15 protein-coding genes and 2 tRNA genes are annotated in these 19015 nt (G+C 60.2%); 13 read left to right on the top strand and 4 right to left on the bottom strand.

Annotated elements, in window-relative coordinates; all coding sequences use genetic code 11:
- Positions 1 to 107: 107 nt before the first annotated feature.
- Complete coding sequence (locus QWJ34_RS03095; protein WP_302725573.1) at positions 108 to 1088, bottom strand: aldo/keto reductase; 981 nt, start codon at positions 1086 to 1088, stop codon at positions 108 to 110.
- A 301-nt stretch (positions 1089 to 1389) separates the two neighbouring features.
- Between QWJ34_RS03095 and leuB the strand changes: the two genes are divergently transcribed.
- From leuB to QWJ34_RS03135, 8 genes are all read left to right on the top strand, one after another.
- A complete protein-coding gene (gene leuB / locus QWJ34_RS03100; RefSeq protein WP_302725574.1) occupies positions 1390 to 2469 on the top strand; it encodes a 3-isopropylmalate dehydrogenase in 1080 nt (359 codons plus the stop codon).
- 140 nt (positions 2470 to 2609) lie between these two features.
- On the top strand, positions 2610 to 3155 hold the full coding sequence (locus QWJ34_RS03105) for a peroxiredoxin (RefSeq protein ID WP_302725575.1): 546 nt from the start codon (positions 2610 to 2612) through the stop codon (positions 3153 to 3155).
- Between the two features lie 247 nt (positions 3156 to 3402).
- Complete coding sequence (locus tag QWJ34_RS03110; RefSeq protein ID WP_302725577.1) at positions 3403 to 3825, top strand: hypothetical protein; 423 nt, start codon at positions 3403 to 3405, stop codon at positions 3823 to 3825.
- Positions 3826 to 4064: 239 nt separating this feature from the next.
- On the top strand, positions 4065 to 5039 hold the full coding sequence (locus QWJ34_RS03115; protein ID WP_302725578.1) for an AAA family ATPase: 975 nt from the start codon (positions 4065 to 4067) through the stop codon (positions 5037 to 5039).
- Positions 5040 to 6191 (top strand): DUF58 domain-containing protein, encoded by a 1152-nt coding sequence (locus tag QWJ34_RS03120; RefSeq protein WP_302725579.1) that lies wholly within the window; start codon positions 5040 to 5042, stop codon positions 6189 to 6191. It begins immediately after the preceding gene.
- Positions 6188 to 7531 (top strand): DUF4129 domain-containing protein, encoded by a 1344-nt coding sequence (locus QWJ34_RS03125; RefSeq protein ID WP_302725580.1) that lies wholly within the window; start codon positions 6188 to 6190, stop codon positions 7529 to 7531. Before QWJ34_RS03120 ends, QWJ34_RS03125 begins: the two co-directional genes overlap by 4 nt.
- A 138-nt stretch (positions 7532 to 7669) precedes the next feature.
- Positions 7670 to 8809 carry a DUF58 domain-containing protein gene (locus QWJ34_RS03130; RefSeq protein ID WP_302725581.1) on the top strand — a complete coding sequence of 380 codons (1140 nt, stop codon included), beginning with the start codon at positions 7670 to 7672 and terminating at the stop codon, positions 8807 to 8809.
- Positions 8806 to 10086 (top strand): hypothetical protein, encoded by a 1281-nt coding sequence (locus QWJ34_RS03135; protein WP_302725582.1) that lies wholly within the window; start codon positions 8806 to 8808, stop codon positions 10084 to 10086. Before QWJ34_RS03130 ends, QWJ34_RS03135 begins: the two co-directional genes overlap by 4 nt.
- Before the next feature lie 195 nt (positions 10087 to 10281).
- Here QWJ34_RS03135 and QWJ34_RS03140 read toward each other — a convergent pair whose 3' ends face one another.
- The 3 genes from QWJ34_RS03140 to QWJ34_RS03150 are packed head-to-tail and all read right to left on the bottom strand — an operon-like array spanning position 10282 to position 12818.
- The gene (locus QWJ34_RS03140; protein ID WP_302725583.1) at positions 10282 to 10503 is read right to left on the bottom strand and encodes a FeoB-associated Cys-rich membrane protein; all 222 of its coding nucleotides are present in this window, start codon (positions 10501 to 10503) and stop codon (positions 10282 to 10284) included.
- A 36-nt stretch (positions 10504 to 10539) separates the two neighbouring features.
- Complete coding sequence (gene feoB / locus QWJ34_RS03145) at positions 10540 to 12564, bottom strand: ferrous iron transport protein B (protein WP_302725584.1); 2025 nt, start codon at positions 12562 to 12564, stop codon at positions 10540 to 10542.
- Positions 12561 to 12818, bottom strand: a complete 258-nt coding sequence (locus tag QWJ34_RS03150) for a FeoA family protein (protein WP_302725585.1) — start codon at positions 12816 to 12818, stop codon at positions 12561 to 12563. Before QWJ34_RS03150 ends, feoB begins: the two co-directional genes overlap by 4 nt.
- Positions 12819 to 13200: 382 nt before the next feature.
- On the opposite strand from QWJ34_RS03150, the gene QWJ34_RS03155 reads away from it, so the two are divergent.
- From QWJ34_RS03155 to abc-f, 5 genes are all read left to right on the top strand, one after another.
- Entirely contained in the window at positions 13201 to 15294 is a 2094-nt protein-coding gene (locus QWJ34_RS03155; RefSeq protein ID WP_302725586.1) for a putative bifunctional diguanylate cyclase/phosphodiesterase, read from the top strand.
- Between the two features lie 129 nt (positions 15295 to 15423).
- A tRNA-Pro gene (locus QWJ34_RS03160) sits at positions 15424 to 15500 on the top strand.
- 50 nt (positions 15501 to 15550) lie between these two features.
- Positions 15551 to 15621, top strand: a tRNA-Gly gene (locus QWJ34_RS03165).
- A 249-nt stretch (positions 15622 to 15870) separates the two neighbouring features.
- A complete protein-coding gene (locus QWJ34_RS03170; RefSeq protein ID WP_302725587.1) occupies positions 15871 to 16068 on the top strand; it encodes a hypothetical protein in 198 nt (65 codons plus the stop codon).
- A 629-nt stretch (positions 16069 to 16697) separates the two neighbouring features.
- The gene (gene abc-f, locus QWJ34_RS03175) at positions 16698 to 18593 is read left to right on the top strand and encodes a ribosomal protection-like ABC-F family protein (protein ID WP_302725588.1); all 1896 of its coding nucleotides are present in this window, start codon (positions 16698 to 16700) and stop codon (positions 18591 to 18593) included.
- The last annotated feature ends 422 nt before the right edge of the window (positions 18594 to 19015 follow it).

Raw genomic sequence — 19015 nt, forward strand, 5'->3', positions numbered from 1 at the left:
CTGCGGGTACCTGTTTTGATCGTTCGAATTCGCAGGCGCCGGCCTTTGCCCGCAAAAATAAAGCGGACCCCCTAGCCGCGGGGTCCGCTTTTTGCATTGGATATGGTTTACCAGGCGTAGGCGTTCGGCGCCGATCCGCCCGGTCCCGGGAAGATCTCGTCGAGACGCTTGAGCTCGGCTTCGCCCAGCTTCACGTCCACGATGCGCAGCGCGTCTTCGAGCTGCTCCAGCGTGCGCGGTCCGATAATCGGCGCGGTCACGGCCGGATTGGCCAGCAGCCAGGCCAGCGCGATCGTATCCTGCTGCTCGCCCAGCTCTTCGCTGAACGACTTGAATTGTTCCAGCTGCTCTTTGTGCTTCTCCACGCGTTCGGCGTTGCCGCCGCTGCGCGAGCCTTCGATCTTCTTCAGCGCGTTGCGGCCGAGCAGTCCGCCGTCGAGCGGGCTCCACGGAATCACGCCCAGGCCGAGCGCCTGCGAAGCGGGCAGCACTTCAAGCTCCGGCTGACGGGTCAGCAGGCTGTACTTGTGCTGCTCGGAGATCAGGCCGAGGAAGCCGCGTTTTTCCGCTTCTTTTTGCGCGACCGCGATATCCCAGCCGGCAAAGTTGCTGGAGCCGACATAACCGATCTTGCCCTGGTTGACGGCGACTTCGAACGCGCCCCACAGCTCGTCCCAGCTTGCGTTGCGGTCGATATGGTGCATCTGGTACAGCTCGACGTGATCGGTTTGCAGACGTTTGAGCGAGCCTTCCAGGTGACGGCGGATCTTGTACGCGGACAATCCGCGCTCTCCGTTCGGGCCGTCGTTTTCGTCGCCCATGCCGCCGTAGACTTTGGTCGCCAGGACGACTTTTTCTCGGCGTCCGCCGCCCTGCTTGAACCAGCGGCCCAGGATTTCTTCCGTCAGGCCGGAATTGTCTTTGCCTCCGTAAACGTTTGCAGTATCGAAGAAGTTAATTCCGGCTTCGAGCGCGGCGTCCATGATGCGGAACGATTCCTGCTCGTCGGTCTGGCCGCCGAAATTCATCGTGCCCAGACAGATCCGGCTGACTTTGAGTCCCGATTTTCCCAAATACGTGTATTCCATGTTCTTCGCTCAGCTCCTCGGTGGATGTTTTGGCGAATCACGTGCCCCTTTACCATTACCCATTAATTGTAACAATCCGCTGAAGCGGAAGCAAATTTCTTTATGTAAGCAGCGACAGGGCAAGCATAAAAGGGTACCGCCCTCTTTATAGGATTAACCTATCAAGCTGATAGTTTCTATATCTTGGTCAATCCCTGACGGAGTATGTTACTGTTTTTCAATAGAGGTTTCAACCCGGAAGCGGTGGCGGAGCACCCGGCATTTCACCGACCCGAATTTTATGGAATAGGGAGTGCGACAGATGGCTGAGACGAAAAAGATTGCGGTAATCGCGGGAGACGGCATCGGACCGGAAGTAGTGGCGGAAGCGGAAAAAGTATTGAGAAAAATCGAGGACGTGTTCGGTTATTCGTTCGAAACGGAGCATGCGCTGTTCGGCGGAATCGCGATCGACGAGAAAGGCACGCCGCTGCCGGACGAGACGCTCGACGTTTGTAAGCGCGCCGACGCCGTGCTGCTGGGCGCCGTCGGCGGACCGAAATGGGACAACAATCCCAAAGAGCTGCGTCCGGAAACCGGGCTGCTCGGCATTCGCAAAGCGCTCGGATTGTTCTCGAACCTGCGCCCGGCCGTCGTATTCGACTGCCTGAAAGACGCGTCGACGCTCAAGCCGGAAGTGCTGGAAGGCACCGACCTGATGGTCGTGCGCGAACTGACCGGCGGCATCTACTTCGGGGAGAAATTCCGGCGCGAAACGGAGCAGGGGCAGGAAGCGGTCGATACGTGCGCGTACAATGTGACCGAAGTAGAGCGCATCGCGCGCCAGGCGTTCGAGATCGCGCTGAAGCGCCGCAAAAAGCTGGCCTCCGTCGATAAAGCGAACGTGCTGGAGACGTCGCGCCTGTGGCGGGAAACGGTCATTCGCGTCTCGGCGGATTATCCGGAAGTGGAGCTGGAGCACGTGCTGGTCGACAACTGCGCGATGCAGCTGCTGCGCCGCCCGTCGAGCTTCGACGTTATCGTGACGGAGAACATGTTCGGCGATATCCTGAGCGACGAAGCGGCGATGCTGACCGGTTCGATCGGCATGCTGGCGTCGGCTTCGCTCGGCGAAGGCAGCTACGGATTGTACGAGCCGGTGCACGGCTCCGCGCCGGACATCGCCGGGCAGGGACTGGCCAATCCGATCGCGACCATTCTGTCGTCGGCCTTGATGCTGCGGCTGACGTTCGGCTACGAAGACGCGGCGGACGCGATCGAGCGCGCCGTGGCCGAAGTACTGGACGCCGGACACCGTACGAGCGATATTGCCGCGGGCCGCGCCGAAGCGCTGTCCACCGGGCAAATGGGCGACCTCATTCTCAACGCGATTCGCAAATAATAATTATTATAAAAAAACAAGTATTACAATCTTGACTTCAAAAAATCCCGGTGATAACATGATGATATTGCAATCGAAGTTTCAGAATATTCAGAAAACGCCCTTCACCGGGCCTCATTTTGAAGGAGGATTTTATACTCATGGCAGAACGTTTGGTAGGTAAACCGGCTCCGGCATTCACAATGGAAACCGTATCCGGAGACGGACAGGATTTCGGCAAAGCATCGCTCGAAGATTACCGCGGCAAATGGCTGGTATTCTTCTTCTACCCGCTCGATTTCACGTTCGTATGCCCGACTGAAATCACCGCCCTGAGCGACGCTTACGGCGATTTCCAAACGCTGGACACCGAAGTTCTCGGCGTCAGCATCGACTCCGTGCACAGCCACAAAGCATGGATCGCGGCTCCGACCGAAATCGGCGGCCTCGGCAAGATCAACTTCCCGCTCGCTTCGGACATCACGAAGAAAGTGGCAAGCGACTACGGCGTCCTGATCGAAGAAGAAGGCGTAGCTCTGCGCGGCCTGTTCATCATCGATCCGGAAGGCGAGCTGAAATACCAGGTCGTTAACCACAACGACGTGGGCCGCAGCGTGGAAGAAACGCTGCGCGTGCTTCAAGCGCTGCAATCTGGCGGCCTGTGCCCGATGAACTGGAAACCGGGCGACAAGAACCTGCAAGGTTAATTTGCCCCGGATGTACGGCGTTTTATAAGCAGAGCCTTCTTTTCGGCATGATGCCGAAAAGGGGGCTTTTTTGCACCCCTTTGCGCTGGCGGGACGGTGCTTTCCGTGCTAAGATGGGGCTGTGTCCCGGCCGCCGACAGGCGATCGGAACAAGCCGCCAAAATTAAAGCGAAAATGGCGTATTCAAAATCCCGCCGGCGGTTTGATATTAACATAAAGGATAAGCAAACAAGGGAGGACGACCACCATGAGTTTCTGCTGCGGAGCAAGCATGATCGGAACCAAAGGAACGCTGAAGCATTACCGGACCGAGGTTCATAACGTTCCTCTATTGTATTGTCCGGTATGTCAAAGAATCGAAGTGCATTACAAAGTCGAAAGCGAATACGAAGTGCTGGCCGAATACGCGCACGGCGACGGCGAATCGGAGATCGATTTTCAGGATTATATGCTGGAAGACGACGAAGAAATCTTCGCCAACTGCGTCAGCGTAGAAGCGGAAGACCGCCTGTCGGCCGTCCGCAACCAGATCGACCTCTCGCTCGACCTGCTCGGCGTCGCCAAGCAGATGGGCGACAAGCGCTGGCAGACCGAGCTGAAGCGGCGGCTTGCGGTCATGAGCCAGAAGCTGGAGAAATTGCAGCGCCGCAACAGCAAAGGAACGGCATAAGTCATTTCGGTATGATCGGGCACAGCCGTCCGCGCATACTCACAAATAAAAAACCGGAAGCGATCGCACCCGATCCTTCCGGTTTTGTTTTATAGCCGTCTATCGAGTTTGGAAAACGTTATCACCTCTGTTAGAATAAAATTGAGGAAGAAACAGGAAAGCAATAAGCTAAAGCTTCAATACATAATCCGGAATCCATCATTCCAACTTGTACGGAAGCCGCCGCAAAAGACGGAGGAATGTTCATGCAAAAAATAAGGGATCTGGCCGCGGGACTCAAACAAAATATCGGACAAATCATCGTCGGCAAAGACGCGGAGGTCGATCTGCTGCTGACCGCGCTGCTCGCTTCCGGCCACGTGCTGCTCGAAGACGTGCCGGGCACGGGCAAAACGATGCTGGCCAAAAGTCTGGCGTCTTCGCTCAGCCTGACGTTTCAGCGGATTCAGTTTACGCCGGATCTGCTGCCGTCGGACCTGACCGGCATTCATTTCTACAACCAAAAAGACGGCGAGTTCCATTTCCGTCCGGGGCCGCTGTTTGCTCGCATCGTGCTGGCCGACGAGATCAACCGGGCGACGCCGCGCACCCAGTCGAGTCTGCTCGAATGCATGGAAGAGCGCCAGATCAGCGTGGACGGGCAAACGATGAAGCTGGAGCAGCCGTTTATGGTACTGGCGACGCAGAACCCGGTAGACAACCAGGGAACGTTCCCGCTGCCGGAAGCGCAGATGGACCGGTTTATGATCCGCATGAAGCTGGGTTATCCGTCGGCGGCCGAAGGCCGGGAGATCCTGCGCCGGACCGTTCAGGCGGGCGGGCTGACGGCGGAATCGGCAGCATCGACCGCGACGGCGGAAGAAGTGCTGGAAGCCCAGCGGCTGTGCCGCCTCGTGACGATCGCCGACGATTTGCTCGACTATATCGTGGCGCTGGCGGACGCGTCGAGAAAACACCCGGAGCTTGCGCTCGGCATCAGCCCGCGGGGCACCCAGGCGCTGCTGCGGGCCTGCCAGGCTTACGCCGCGCTCAAAGGCCGCGATTATATTTTGCCCGACGATGTCAAAGAACTGCTTGTGCCGGTCTGCGCGCATCGCCTGGTGCTGAACAACCGTTACGATCTGCAGGACAATCCCGCCGAACGCATTCTGCACGAGCTGATGGACCGCGTTCCCGTGCCGAGCGAAGAGGGACTGGAAAGCGAAGTGAGATAAATGGCGCTGCTGGGGTTTCTGATCGTTGTCGGATTAATCGTCTATTTGCAGGGACTGGTGCTGGGCAAACCGGCGCTGTCCCGAATCGATTATGAGCGTACTTTCAGCAAAACCGTCTGCCGCGTGGGCGAATCGATCGAAATGGTGGAAACGATCGCCAACCGCAAACCGCTGCCCGTCCCCTGGCTGCGGCTCGAAGCGATGCTGCCTTCCGCGCTTTCTTTCGCCCGCAGCGGGGACACGAACGTCAGCGAGGGTGCCATTTACCAGAATCATACGAGTCTGTTCACGCTGCCGCCGCTGACGCGGATTACCCGCACGCACCGCATACTCTGCGGGTCGCGCGGCATTTTCCCGATCGAAACGGCTACGATGACCGGCGGCGACTTGTTCGGGCTGTATGCGTCTTCCCGGCAGGTTCACCTCCAAATGCGCATGGTGATCCAGCCGAAGATGCTGGGCGACGGCGAACTGCCGATGTCCTGGAAAACGTGGCAGGGCGAGCTTGCGGTGCGGCGCTGGATCGTCGAAGATCCTTTTCTGATGAACGGGGTGCGCGAATACGCCCAGGGCGATCCGATGAACCGGATTCACTGGAAAGCCAGCGCGCGCACCGGACAGCTGCAGGTACACAAAAGCGGCTATTCCGCCGATCCGCGCGTAATTATTCTGCTCAACGTCGAAGATTCGGAAACGATGTGGAGCGTCGTGACGCGGCCGGCGCTGATCGAGCGCCAGCTGTCGCTCGCGGCGACCTGCGCGGCAACGCTGATCGGACAGGGCATGAGCGCGGGCTTCGCGCACAACGCCGATTCGCAGCTGGGCGGCGAAGGACAGCGGCTGGAGCCGGATTACGGTCCGGTTCATCTGAACCGGCTGCTCGAAGCGATGGCGGCGTTCGAGATGAAGTCGAGGCTGCCGTTCCACGAGCTGCTGCATCTGGAAGCGGGCCGCGAATTTCGCGAGCCGGTCGATTATCTGCTGATTACGACCCATCGTTCGGCCAAGGTCGAAGAAGGGATCGCCGAGCTGGAGAAGCTGGGGCACCGCGTCGGCGTTACCGGCCTGTCCGGCGATTCGGCGGCTCGGCGTCCGGGCGGCCCGTTCGAAGACCGGCGGGCTTCGGCCCGGCGCGAGGAGGCGGTATTATGAGCACGGTAAAAGAAACGCGGAAGCGCGCGAAAACTTCACAGGCGGAAACGGCCGCCGAGACAAGCGGTGGAAAAAGCGGAAAAACGGGCGGTAAAGCAGCTCTGCGCGGATTGGGCCGCCCGGCGGCTTATTCGGTGCTGGAGGCGCTGTCCGCCTACGCGCCGATCGTGCTGCTGTCTCATTACGTATTGAAGCTGCCGGACCTGCTGCCGCTGCTGATCGTGTTTGCCCTGCACGCCTGCACTTCGCTGATCGGGCTGCGCCAGGCGGAGCACCGTCTGCCGCGCTGGCTGACCGTGCCGCCGTTCGCCGCCGCGCTGGCTGCGGCGCTCCTTATTCCGGGCGCGTGGTTTGTCCGCGCGGCGGCCGCTTTGCTGCTGCTGGCGGTCGCAGTGCGCGGACTGCTGGTCGGCCGCCGCCAGTACTGGGACAATATGCAGCTTCGCGTTCCGCTGATCGGACTCGGGGCTTCGCTGGTCGTTTACGTCGTTGCCGGACGGACGGCGGAATTGGCCGGATACCGGGGCACGCTGTATATCGCGGCGGTGCTGCTGCTTGTGCTGACGCTGCTGCTGCTGAACGCCGACAAAGTGCGTTTCGCCGCCGGCGAACAAACGTCGGCGCTGGCCGGCATCCTGACGGCGAACCGACGACTGACCTGGGCCGTGGCGGCGCTGGTCGTGATCGCGGGCATCGTCGGCGGTCCGACCGGCATCCTGGGCGCGATTCGCGACTGGTGGGCGTCGATCTTCAGCGGCTCCGCGACCGGACCGCCGCTGCCTTCCGATCCGCTGCCGAGCGCCGATTATTCGCAGCTCGGCAAACTGGCGGGAGAAGCCAAGGAAGCGCCTTTGTGGCTTAAAGTCGTCGGTTATATTTTTCTTATTTTGTTCTATGCCGCCGCGGCCGCCGGAGTGCTCTGGCTGCTGTACCGCATATTCGGCCGCTGGCTGCCAAGCGGAATCCGCAATCTGATCCGCCGTATTGCCGCGCAGCTAGGACTGATGCGCACTCTCCGCGCATCCGGCGATCCGTCGGATTACACGGACAAAGCGGAGAAGCTTTCCGCCAAAGAAACGGGAAACAGACGTCGCTTATTCGGTTTCGGCCGCCGGGAACCGGCTTATTCCGGCAGCGATCCGAGGCTGCGCTACCGCAGCGTCGTGCTGCAGGCGGCGCGCAAAGGTTTCCCGCTGCGCGCCAGCCGGACGCCGTTCGAGACCGGCGCGGAATTGACCCGGGGAGACGGCTATACCGAATTGTCGGCTCAAGAACTGCGCGAGCTGGTCGAGCGCTACAATTCGACCCGCTACGGCGGCGAAAGCGGGCCGCGCCAATAAAAGGCTTGTCCATGAAAAGGAGCGGGCGGAGAGAAGTTGGCCGCCGCTTCTCTTTTTTCTTTCTCTTTCATTTATTGAATCCGATATTGAATCCGACAAGAACCGGGCGGTATTCCGTCCGCGGAAAGGAGGCCTCTATTGACTTTATTTTGGATGATAACGATCGGCGTGCTGCTGGCGGTGATTCAGGCGCAGGTGATCGGGCGTTCTTCGCTGCGCGGCATCCGGTACAGCCGGAGCTTCGACCGCCGCGAATGCTGCGCCGGCGACGAGATCGAACTGGTCGAAGTTATCGCCAACGAGAAAAGACTGCCCGTGCCGCTGCTCAAGCTGGAAGCGGAATTTCCGACGGCGTTCGTTTTTCGCGGAAGCCCTTCGATCAAGGTCGGCAAAGGCAGCGTTTATCAAACGCATACAAGCGGCTTTGCGCTGCTGCCGATGCGGCGCGTGAAGCGCAGGCACTTCGTGACTTGCGCGCAGCGCGGCATTTTCCGGCTGTCGACCGTGTTTATGACGTCCGGCGATCTGCTGGGCTTCGTGCTTCGCTCGCGTTTGCTCACGATCGAAAGTCCGCTGATCGTGTATCCGCGGCTGCTGGACGAAGCCGAGGTGCCGCACGATTGGAAAAGCTGGCAGGGCGATTTTGCGGTCCGGCGCTGGATTCTCGCAGATCCGTTCGTGATCGAAGGCTCGCGGGAGTATTCGTCCGGGGATCCGATGAACCGGATACACTGGAAAGCGAGCGCGCGAACCGGCGGACTTCAGGTCTACCGGCAGGGATATACCGCCGATCCCCAGGTGATGATTGTGCTGGATATCGGCCGGGTCGTGCTCGGCCTCGCCGACAACGAAGCCGAGCGGCTTGCGGAGTATGCCGTATCGCTGGCGGCCACCTGCGCGGACCGGCTGCTGTGCACGGGGGTACAGACCGGATTTGCGCATAATGCGCATACGGTATCTTTGCCGCGCATCCCGCCGGGCGCAGGCAGGGCGCAGCGGGCGGCCTTGATGGAAGCGATGGCCGGGATCAAACTCAAAGAACGCATAACGCTGGAAGAGTATCTGCTTGAAGAAGCTCGGGGCGGAGAGAACGCGCGCGATTACATCGTCGTCAGCGCTTCCGATCCGGCCGATGCGCGCAGAGCCGTTCAGGCGCTGGAAAGCCGGGGACACCGGATCAGCTTTATCGATCCCCGTCGGGGGATGGCGGGAGCGTCTTTCCCGGCGGAATCCGGCGGAAGCGATCGCCGGAGCGGAGAAACGGGGGCGAGCACATGAAGCGCAAAATACTCGGGGCGGCCGGAACGGCCGTGCGCGAAACGGCGTTCGCTTATCCGCTGCTCGTCTTGTTCGCCCTGTTTGTCGTCGAATTGTCTCCGTATTACGCCGCGGCGCTGTTCGCGCTGGGCCTGCTGGGCGGCGGCACGGCCGGTCTGTATGTCAAGCGCGGCGGCGCCTATGCGCTGGCGCTGTCCGCTTCGATCGTCTTGACGGCGGCGATCGGCATAAGCGGCGGCATGGGCAGCCGCGCGATTCCTCTTTTTGCCCTGCTGGCGGTGGCGGCCTGCCGGGGCGTCTACCGGGAATTCAGCCCGGCCGCTTCCGGGCGCTTGTCCACGCTGTGGGCGGTGTTGGGACTGTGCGCCGCGCTGGGCGTTTATTTCCTGGCGCTGCGGCACGGCCTTGTGCGTCCGTACGCATTCTCGATTCTGGTCGGCGCGTTGACGGCGCTGTTTGCGCTGATGCTGCGGTGGAATGCGGCCCGGGTGCGCGATACGCTCGGAATCGGAGCGGACGATCCGATTCCGAGCGGGCGCCTGCTCCGGGTGAATCTGGTCTTCATGGCGGGACTGCTGCTGCTGATTCTGATTGTCGGCGGCGCGACGCAGATCGCGTCCGTACTGGAATGGCTGTATCGGGTGTGGGCGTACCTGCTGGGAGGAGACGTCGGCGGAACAAGAACGCCGCCGCCCGATGTTCCGATCGACACAACGCCGGTGCTCAAAGAATACTGCAGCCAGCCGGTCCATAACACCGAAGAGTTCAAAAGACTGTGCAGTCCGCCGGGCGATGAATCGAACAGCGATTGGGGACGAGCGGTGATCTGGATCGTGGCCGGCGCGGCCGGACTGGTCGTGCTTGCGGTCGTATACGCGGTACTGAATCTGCTGTACGGCATACTGGCCGATTGGCTGCCCGGCTGGCTCAAACGATTTCTGGAAATGCTGCGTCTGGTGCGCCCGCCCGCGGAGCAGGAAGGACGCGAAACTTATATCGACACCACCGAGAAGCTGACCGGCAGGCCCGAACGCGCGGCCCGTTCCGTACGCCGCGCGTATGCCGAGCCCGAAGACGCGCCGCGCCGCGCTTATTGGAGACTGGTCAGGGAAGCGATCGCGCGGGGATACAAGTTTCGTCCGCAGCTGACCCCGGCCGAGACGGGACGCGAGATCGCCGGCAATCCCGACTACGCGGAGCGGGGCGAAGAAGAAATCCACCGGGTAATCGAGGGTTACAACCGCAGCCGCTACGACAACGAAAGCGATCGACGCTGATCATTTTGAACGATGCAGGCGGAGTTTACAACGAATGCAAAGAACCTTCAACTCCGCTTTGAGCGCGGATTCGAAGGTTCTTTTTGTATGCCGGCGGCATCCTGCGGACGCAGCCGGTTTCCGGAGAAAAGCGGCCGCCTGAACGTTTTAGTTCGGCGATCCGGCCGGGCCGGGGACCGACCGCCGGTTTTGCGGCTAGCGTTTTTTGCTGCTTCCCGCCGCTCCGCGCTGCTTCAGCGAAGCGTAGGCTTCGGGCGGAAGCTGCGCCGACGAACAGCCCGGACAGCCGGGCGGGGTCGTTCCGTCTGCCTGCACGGAGCAGCCGGCGCAGGCGCCTTTTTTGCTTTTGTTCCAGAACCGGTACAGCACATACCCCGAGTAGCCCAGCAGCAGTGCGATAATGATCCAGTTAATCACGATCGTTCCTCCTTCGTTGAATGTGACGGCGCCGATTCAGACAAAGCCCAGCAGATGTCCGCCCTGGTAAAGAAGGAGCGATACCAGATAAGCGAGCGCGAGCGAGTACCCCATCGAGAAAAAGGTCCAGCGCCACGAAGACGTTTCTTTGCGGATAACGCCCACCGTCGCCAGGCACGGAATATACAGCAGGATAAACACGACAAAGCTGAATGCCTGCAAAGGCGTAAACGCCAGCGCAACCTGGTGCTCAAGTCCGGCCATGTCCGGCGCCTGGTAAATGATATTCATGGTGGACACGACGATTTCTTTCGCCATAAAGCCGGTAATCAGCGCCGCTCCGGCCTGCCACGTTCCGAAGCCGAGCGGAATCAGCAGCGTGGACAGCGCGCCGCCGATGTAAGCGAGAAAGCTGTCGTTCATGTCGACGCCGAAGCCGCCGGGACCGGTATTCGACAGAAACCAGATCACGACCGAGCCGGCCAGGATAATCGTTCCCGCTTTGCGCAGAAAGCCTTTGACTTTTTCCCATGTCATGCGCAGCAGCGACAGCAGTTGGGGCATCCGGTAAGGCGGAAGCTCGACGACGAAGACGGACGGTTCGCTTTTGAGCAGCGTGCGGGAGAACAGCTTGGCCAGCGCCAGCGCGAGCACCATGCCGAGCACGTAGAGACCCATCACCACGGAAGCGCGGTTGGAGACGAAGAACACGCCCGCGAACAGCGCGTACACCGGCAGCCGCGCTGAACAGGACATCAGCGGAACGAGCAGCGTCGTCAGCAGCCGGTCTTTGCGCTGCTCCATCGTCCGCGCGGCCATGATCGCGGGCACATTGCAGCCGAAGCCGATAATAAACGGAATAAACGCTTTGCCGCTGAGTCCCACCGCTTCCATCGTCCGGTCCATCAGCAGCGTGATGCGCGACATATAGCCGGAATCCTCGATAAACGAAATCAGCAGGAACAGGATAAAAATCTGCGGCAGGAATACGAGCACGCCGCCGACGCCGCCCACGATCCCGTCGACCACCAGCGCCTGCGTAAACGGAGCCGCGCCGAGCGAGGTCAGCGCGTAAGAGATCCATTGACTCAGCGGACCGGAGATAAAGCCGTCCAGCACATCCGACAGCACGCTGCCCAGCCAGTCGAACGTCAGCTTGAAGATCAGGTACATCAGCGCGAGAAACAGCGGAATGCCGAGCAGCCGGTGCGTCACGATCGAGTCGATGCGTTCGGTCGCCGTATGGTCGTGCTGCGCCGAGCGGTCGACGACAGCGCCGCAGATCTCCGCGATCCGCTGCCGGCGGACCTGACGGATATGGGCGGCGGAATCCGCGCCGCCCGTTTCCCGTTCCAGTTCCGGCGCGGCCCGGCGAATCCGTTCGTCGATCGCCGCAAGATCCGCCGTCTGCGGCAGCGCGCTCCGCACCGCGGGATTGCCTTCAAGCAGCTGCAGCGCCGTCCAGCGGGGATCGGCTTTCGACGTCGCGCCGGCAGCGGCTGCCGCGCCGACCATTCCGGCTATATCGGCCGCCGCCGCTTCCAGCGCCGGCCCGTAGTCCAGCCGGAAGGAAGCGGGAGCGCGGCCGAGTTCGCCCAGTCCCCGTAGAACCTCGGAGCAGCCGGTGCCTTTGCGCGCCACGATCGGCACGACCGGCACGCCGAGTTCGCGCCGGAGCGCTTGGGCGTCGACGTCGATCCCGCGGGCACGCGCCACATCGACCATATTCAGCCCGATCATGACCGGTTTGCCGTACTCCAGCAGCTGCATCGTCAAATACAGATTGCGTTCGAGCTGCGAAGCGTCCACGATGTTGAGGATCGGGCCGTCCGCTTCTTCCATCAGAAAACGCGCGGCGACGCCTTCGTCTTCGGTGAGCGGCAGCAGCGAGTACAGTCCGGGCAGATCGACGATCCGGCCCGCTTTGCCGCGCAGCGTACCGATTCTTTTCTCGACGGTAACGCCCGACCAGTTGCCGACCGTTTCGTAGGAACGGGTCAGCATATTGAACAGCGAAGTCTTGCCGGTGTTGGGATTGCCGAGCAGCGCATAATCGCTCATGTCCGCGCAACCTCCAGGCGCGACGCTTCGAACCGCCGGATGCCGACAAGCTGTCCGGCGCATTCGAACGTCAGCGGCCCGCCGAACGGCCCGAACCGGCGGACCGTCAGCCGGCTGCCTTCCGCAACGCCCAGATCGTTCAGCCTGCGGCGCAGCAGCGGATCGATCCGGTGGAGCGCCGTGACGACGGCCGCTCCGCCGGGGCGGATATCGGCCAGTACCGCGGCCGTTTGGAATTCCGTGCTTTTACGCATAAAAGTTCTCCTTCATCTCTATGACTTGGAATGATAATCAATATCAATTAGCTTTTTTTGTAATGTACCACCAAGAATTTGCCGCGACTGTGACCGATGTCATAAAAATGCGGATTTTCACTTTACATTGCTCGCTTCCTTAAGTATGATAAAAAAGCCAAAATTGGCCGGACGGTACTTTATGGATTAATGTCCGCCTATCATGGACAATTTGGAAGAGGTCCGAGCAGAAAGGGCCTTTTTTCTTGCAGTTGACCAAGAAAATTGTCTGATTTTGACGAAGCCCGGCAGGATAAAGCAAGCCGGCGTAGAATGTAAAGCCAAGATGAGAAACCGATCCGATTTTATGACATCCCAGCAGGACGGAAGTGAACGTGAACGAATGAACCGAACTTCGGCGTTACGCCAATTGTCTTTTTACCTCTGTTCCGTCTTTTTTCTTCTTATTGTATGCGAAGCGGTCGAGCGGCTCTGGACGGACGGCTCCGGCAGCCGCTGGATTCCAGCCCTGGCCCTGCTGACCGGAAGCTTTTCGGTAACGGCGTGCATGACCGTGTATTTCCACGCCACCCCGCTGTTCGACCGCAGAATCGGAAGCTACAGCAAGCGGATGGTCAAGCTGATGGGAGCCGCCGGGCTGGTGGAGCTGCTGCATCTGCTGCTGGACTTTTTTTATTTTATTTCGCCGCCTCTGCTGGAACGGGACGTGCACGGCTGGCTGTTTGCGCTGGCGACTCTGGTGTATGCGATCGGGCTTCCCGTGCTGTTTACCCTCCCGAACCGGCCGAGCGTTGTGCCGGGGCGCATGCTGTATCTGGGAATTCCGCTCTCGGCCGCCGCGCTGGCGGGACTGCTTCTGGTGCTGCATCGCAGCCTGCCCGGCTTTGCCGCGGCGCGTCTCGATCTGATCCTGAACGGACTGGCGTTCCTGGCGGCGGTATCGGCTTTCGTTTATTTGTTTGTCCGCTACCGGCGCAGAGGCGCGCAGGCGCTGTGGATCGCGGCGCAGTCGCTCGGGCTGGCCGCCGCCGCCCAGGTACTGATTCTGCTGGCGGGCGACGGCGTGGGTTTTTACTTTCTGGGCGCTTCGGCGCTGCATGCTTTGTCGTACGGCATTCTGGTCGGGCACGGACTGCGGCTCGCCATCGCGGAACCGCTGCGCGAGCGGCGCGAAGCGGAAGAACGCATCGAGTTTCTGGCGTATAACGACGATCTGACCGGACTGCCGAACCGCCGCAGCCTGCATACCCGGCTCAACTCGCGTTTCGAGCAGGCTTACTCCGGCAAAACGGCCCTTATGGTGCTGAATATCAACCGGTTCAAAACGATTAACGATTCGCTCGGTTACGAAGCGGGAGACCGTCTGCTCGGCATCGTGTCGGAACTGCTGCAAAGTCATGTGGAGAACCCCGAAGAAGTCTTCCGCACGGGCGGGGACGAATTTGCGGTCGTGCTGCCGGAAAGCGGCGGCGAAGAAGCGCTGAAGCGCGCCCATGCGCTGCTTGAAGAATTCGAGCGTCCGGTCAGCGTGGGCGGCATGGAGCACTATGTGGCGCTGTCGGCCGGCATCGCGGTGTATCCGGAAGACGGACTGGCCGCGGACGGCCTGCTGCAAAGCGCGGACGCGGCGGTCCATCTGGCGAAGGAGCAGGGAGCGGAAGTCAAGCGTTTCTCGCGCGGCATGACGACCGTGGCGCGCGAGAAGCTGATCCTGGAAAGCGATCTGCGCAAAGGATTGGATCGCGGCGAATTCTATCTGGAGTATCAGCCGAAGATGTCCGTGGAGACCGGGCGCATTCTCGGGATGGAGGCGCTGGTGCGCTGGAACCACCCGCTGCGCGGACCGGTTTCGCCGGCGGAATTTATTCCGCTGGCCGAGGAAAGCGGATTGATCGTGCCGCTCGGCGAATGGGTGCTGCAGGAGGCGTGCCGGCAGAACAAACAGTGGCAGGACAAAGGCTACGAGCCGCTGTGCATGTCCATCAATCTGTCGATCCGCCAGTTCCGCCAGGCCGGCCTGGCCGATCAGATCGGCGAAATGCTGGAAGAGATCGGACTCGACCCGCAGTATGTGGAGCTGGAGATTACCGAGAGTATGACCGTGGACAAAGACGCCGCGTTCGAGCAGCTCAAACGCTTCAAGCAGATCGGCCTGCATATCAGCATCGACGATTTCGGAACGGGCTACAGCTCGCTGCATTATTTGAAAAACATGCCGATCGACCGCCTCAAGATCGACCGTTCGTTCGTCAGCGAAGTGATGAGCGGCCAGAGCGACGCGGCCATCGTATCGACGATCGCGTCGATGGCGCATCACCTCAAGCTCAAAGTAACGGCCGAAGGCGTGGAGAACGAAGAGCAGCTCGAATTTCTGCGCAGCCAGAAATGCCACGAAGCGCAGGGTTTCCTGTTCAGCCGCCCGGTGCCGGCCGGCCGCTTCGAACGGATGTTTTTACAGCAGCAAAAGCTGGGTTAATCCAAGATTTCGCGGCCTGTTCATGGCGGCGGAATCTTTTTTTGAAAATAAAGCTTGCCATTCGGCATTGAACGTGGTATATTATTTCTTGTCCTCAAGAGGACGCTTGATCCAAAAGGTAACATTCGTCGGGACGTAGCTCAGCTTGGTAGAGCACCTGGTTTGGGACCAGGGGGTCGCATGTTCAAATCGTGTCGTCCCGACCATATTTATTTTTAGAATATTGAATGAATTTGCGCAATCAAGCTTTATCCGCGCGGGTGTAGTTCAATGGTAGAACTTCAGCCTTCCAAGCTGATAGCGTGGGTTCGATTCCCATCACCCGCTTATAGCGTTACAGGTAAAAGCTCCTGCTTGCAGGGGCTTTTTTGCTGCTTCAACCTACGAAATGCAGTATCAAAATGACCAAACCGTGAACACGTTCCTTTTTTCGGAAATAAGGGGCGTTTTTTTGTGCGATGGGCTTTTTTAAAACATGCAGGCTGCCGATATAAAGAAAGGAGTGTCCATTATATGGCGGGCGGCGCAGCGGATCGGGGGAGATCCGGTCGTCCATCAGCGGGAGGTCGGCAGGATATGAGCAAGAAGCACGCGGCGCCGGAAGCGCTGCACCTGGAACGGGACAAAGAAACGGCAGAGCGCAAAAACGGCGGCGGAGTCGGCATCGCCCTGATCGCCGGACTGGGACTGCTGGTCTATCTCGCCGTCATCGGCGGATTTCTGTTCCTGGCCGGAACGGGATTGGTTACGCTGCTGAACTGGCTGCTGGGCTGATTGCCGGCCAATCTTCGGAAGCAGGAAAAGCTTGCACATCGCGCGAAAGCCGGGTTATACTGACCCTATCGGTGCAGAGACTTGTCTCGCTTGAACGACAGCCGACCTATCCTACAGATCGAGAGGTACCTCCCATACGATGAAGAACAGACTGCAAGACCTCATCTAACTCCATGTTTCCGTATTCGCGGTATACGATCCGGCTTTATGCGCCGGGCATGCCGCGGGCGGAAAACGCGCTGCCGGATTCGGCGGCGTGGGCCTTCTGCGGCCCGGGTTTGAGGAGGAGTCTGTCCATCGTCGGGGCGAGGCGCCTCTTTTTGCATACCGTTTTTCGGATATGCGTTTGAAGCGTCCGGAGAAGAAGAGCGGAGTTTCGTCCGCTTTATCTTTGTCCGCACCCTGCGGGTAATTCGCAATCGGCGCAGCATCGAACTTTCCGTTTCGTCGGATGCGGTTCGACGCTTGCGCTTTCTGCGACAGATCCCCGGACCGATGGCCGATTCTTTTTATACTCGAAATTCATCCGAAATCCGCAGCGGCCCTCGCCGTCTGCGGATTTTCTGCGTCCAGGCGGCCGGTACCGCACGCAGCGGCGAAATTCGACTCGACGAGAGGATGACGGCATTATGCAACAAACGACATTGATGATGGCAAGAGGGCTTGCCAAAGACTGGGAAGGACGCAGGATTTTCGAGGGGATCGACCTGGAAGTGACGGCGGGAGAACGGCTGGCGCTGTTCGGACGCAACGGCTGCGGCAAAACGACGCTGCTGCGAATTCTGGCCGGTCTGGACGAAGCGACGGAAGGACGGATCGACCGTATTCTGCCGCTGGAGCAGTGGGGCATGATGAAGCAGCACGAAGAGCTGCCGGAAGATACGACGGCTTTGGAGCGGGCTTACCGCGAGAACGACAGGCTGTGGAAACTCAAGCACGAACTGGCGGAGCTGACGCTGCGCATGAGCGGTTCGGAAGCCGAGTCGGCGTCTGCGCTGGAGCAATACGGAGCGGCGCTCGAAACTTATGAAACAATGAACGGATTCGAATGGGAAAACGAAGTGGAACGGCAGCTTCAGCGGATCGGGGTGCCGAAGGAAGCGTGGAGCCTGCCTTACGCTTCGCTCAGCGGCGGACAGAAAACCCGCGTGCGGCTGGCCGCCCTGCTGGCGAAAGCGCCGCAGCTTCTTATTCTCGACGAACCGACCAATCATCTGGACGAGGAGAGCTTGCGCTGGCTGGAAGAGCAGCTCCAAAGCTATGCCGGCACGCTGCTGTTTGTTTCCCACGACCGGCAGTTTATCGACGAGGTGGCGACCGCGGTCTGCGAACTGAATCCGGGCGGAATCGTCAAGTACCGCGGGGGTTATACCGATTACAAGGGGCATAAAGAGCGGGAGCTGCGGGAACACGAAGCGCTGCACAAAAAGCAGGAGCAGCAGCGCAAAGCGTTGGAGGAATCGATTCGGAACTATCAGCGGTGGTTCCATCAGGCGCACAATGCGGCGGCGCATCAAAGCGAAGTCAAGATTACTGCGAGCTATTACAAAGCCAGAGCCAAAAAGAACGTTTCCCGCTACCACGCCAAGCAGAAGCAGCTCGAACGGCTGGACGCGGAAAGCGTCGGCAGCGTACGCAAAGCGGCGCAGCTTAATATGACGCTGGAAAACGAAGGCTTCGAGGCGCAGACGCTGGCGCGGTTCGAGCATGCGGACTTTGCTTACGGCGGCAGAATCGTCCTCCGCGGCGTCCATTTCGGTCTTCGGCGCGGCGATCGGCTCGCCGTGCGCGGTCCCAACGGCAGCGGCAAGACCACGCTGCTGCGGCTGGCCGTCGGCAAGCTGCATCCGACAAGCGGTTCGGTGTCGCTGCATCCCGGCGTAAAGATCGGCTATTTCTCGCAGGAGCTCGAAGGGCTGCCGACGGATAAAACGCTGCTGGACAGCCTGCTGGAACTGCCGCGCATGACGCAGACCGAAGCGCGCACCATCCTCGGCTGCTTCCTGTTTCCCAAAGAAGACGCGTTCAAAAAAATCGGCGATCTCAGCATGGGCGAGAAATGCCGGGCGGCGTTTCTGCGGCTGTACTTCGGCGGCTCGAATCTGCTGGTGCTCGACGAGCCGAACAACTACCTCGATATCGACACGCGCGAAGCGATGGAAGACGTGCTGATGCGCTACGAAGGCGCGCTGCTGCTCGTGTCCCACGACCGGATGCTGGTGCGCAAAGCGGCGAACCGGATCGCCGACCTGGACGGGGCTGGCGGTTTCGAGCTGTTCGAAGGCGGCCTGGCCGAGCAGGAAGAGAACCGGAAGCTGCGCGAGCTCGCTCCCGGCGGACGCGAGGAGAACGAGCGGCGGCTGAGGCTGGAGCTGAAGCTGGCCCGGCTGCTGCGCGGCGAAGGCGAAGACGGCGTTTCGCGCGCCGCGGCGGACGAAGCGTCGGGCGACGCCGCTTCCGCGGAACTGCTGGCGGAGATCCGCGCGGTCAAACAGGAATTGGCAGAGCTCGGACAAGGCCGGTGAACGCCGCAAAACGCCGTCCGGAATTTTCGATTGACGGCGTTTAGCGTTTTTTAGTAGAATGGAACATATATTTTTGCCGCGATGATGGAGAAGAGTAGGCGCGCCGCCGTACAGGGAGAAAATGCCGTGGATTGAGAGCATTTTTACGACAACGACGCCGCCGAAGTTCGCTCCGGAGCCGCTTTCTGAACCGGTCCGCCGCTTTTCGAAGTCTCGAAACGCGACGCCCGCATTAGGAAAGCCGGATTGACGACCCGATATCCGCCGTTTCCGAGAGAAGCCCGTTTCGCATATGCCGAGGCGGCGAACCCTGTCCTTCCGTACTGCCTGCCCGGCAGTCCAGCGGATCGGCGCGGCGCTTCTGAATTAGGGTGGTAACGCGATCTTTTCGCCCCTTGGGGCGGGAAGATCTTTTTGTTTTC

It is taken from the genome of Saccharibacillus sp. CPCC 101409 (assembly GCF_030518235.1).
Taxonomy (GTDB): domain Bacteria; phylum Bacillota; class Bacilli; order Paenibacillales; family Paenibacillaceae; genus Saccharibacillus.

What these genes read in the sequence shown, in the direction of transcription:
- QWJ34_RS03095 (WP_302725573.1), bottom strand. Translation starts at nt 1,088, where the DNA reads ATGGAATACACGTATTTGGGAAAATCGGGACTCAAAGTCAGCCGGATC.
- leuB (WP_302725574.1), top strand. Translation starts at nt 1,390, where the DNA reads ATGGCTGAGACGAAAAAGATTGCGGTAATCGCGGGAGACGGCATCGGA.
- QWJ34_RS03105 (WP_302725575.1), top strand. Translation starts at nt 2,610, where the DNA reads ATGGCAGAACGTTTGGTAGGTAAACCGGCTCCGGCATTCACAATGGAA.
- QWJ34_RS03110 (WP_302725577.1), top strand. Translation starts at nt 3,403, where the DNA reads ATGAGTTTCTGCTGCGGAGCAAGCATGATCGGAACCAAAGGAACGCTG.
- QWJ34_RS03115 (WP_302725578.1), top strand. Translation starts at nt 4,065, where the DNA reads ATGTTCATGCAAAAAATAAGGGATCTGGCCGCGGGACTCAAACAAAAT.
- QWJ34_RS03120 (WP_302725579.1), top strand. Translation starts at nt 5,040, where the DNA reads ATGGCGCTGCTGGGGTTTCTGATCGTTGTCGGATTAATCGTCTATTTG.
- QWJ34_RS03125 (WP_302725580.1), top strand. Translation starts at nt 6,188, where the DNA reads ATGAGCACGGTAAAAGAAACGCGGAAGCGCGCGAAAACTTCACAGGCG.
- QWJ34_RS03135 (WP_302725582.1), top strand. Translation starts at nt 8,806, where the DNA reads ATGAAGCGCAAAATACTCGGGGCGGCCGGAACGGCCGTGCGCGAAACG.
- feoB (WP_302725584.1), bottom strand. Translation starts at nt 12,564, where the DNA reads ATGAGCGATTATGCGCTGCTCGGCAATCCCAACACCGGCAAGACTTCG.
- QWJ34_RS03150 (WP_302725585.1), bottom strand. Translation starts at nt 12,818, where the DNA reads ATGCGTAAAAGCACGGAATTCCAAACGGCCGCGGTACTGGCCGATATC.
- QWJ34_RS03155 (WP_302725586.1), top strand. Translation starts at nt 13,201, where the DNA reads ATGAACCGAACTTCGGCGTTACGCCAATTGTCTTTTTACCTCTGTTCC.
- QWJ34_RS03170 (WP_302725587.1), top strand. Translation starts at nt 15,871, where the DNA reads ATGAGCAAGAAGCACGCGGCGCCGGAAGCGCTGCACCTGGAACGGGAC.
- abc-f (WP_302725588.1), top strand. Translation starts at nt 16,698, where the DNA reads ATGCAACAAACGACATTGATGATGGCAAGAGGGCTTGCCAAAGACTGG.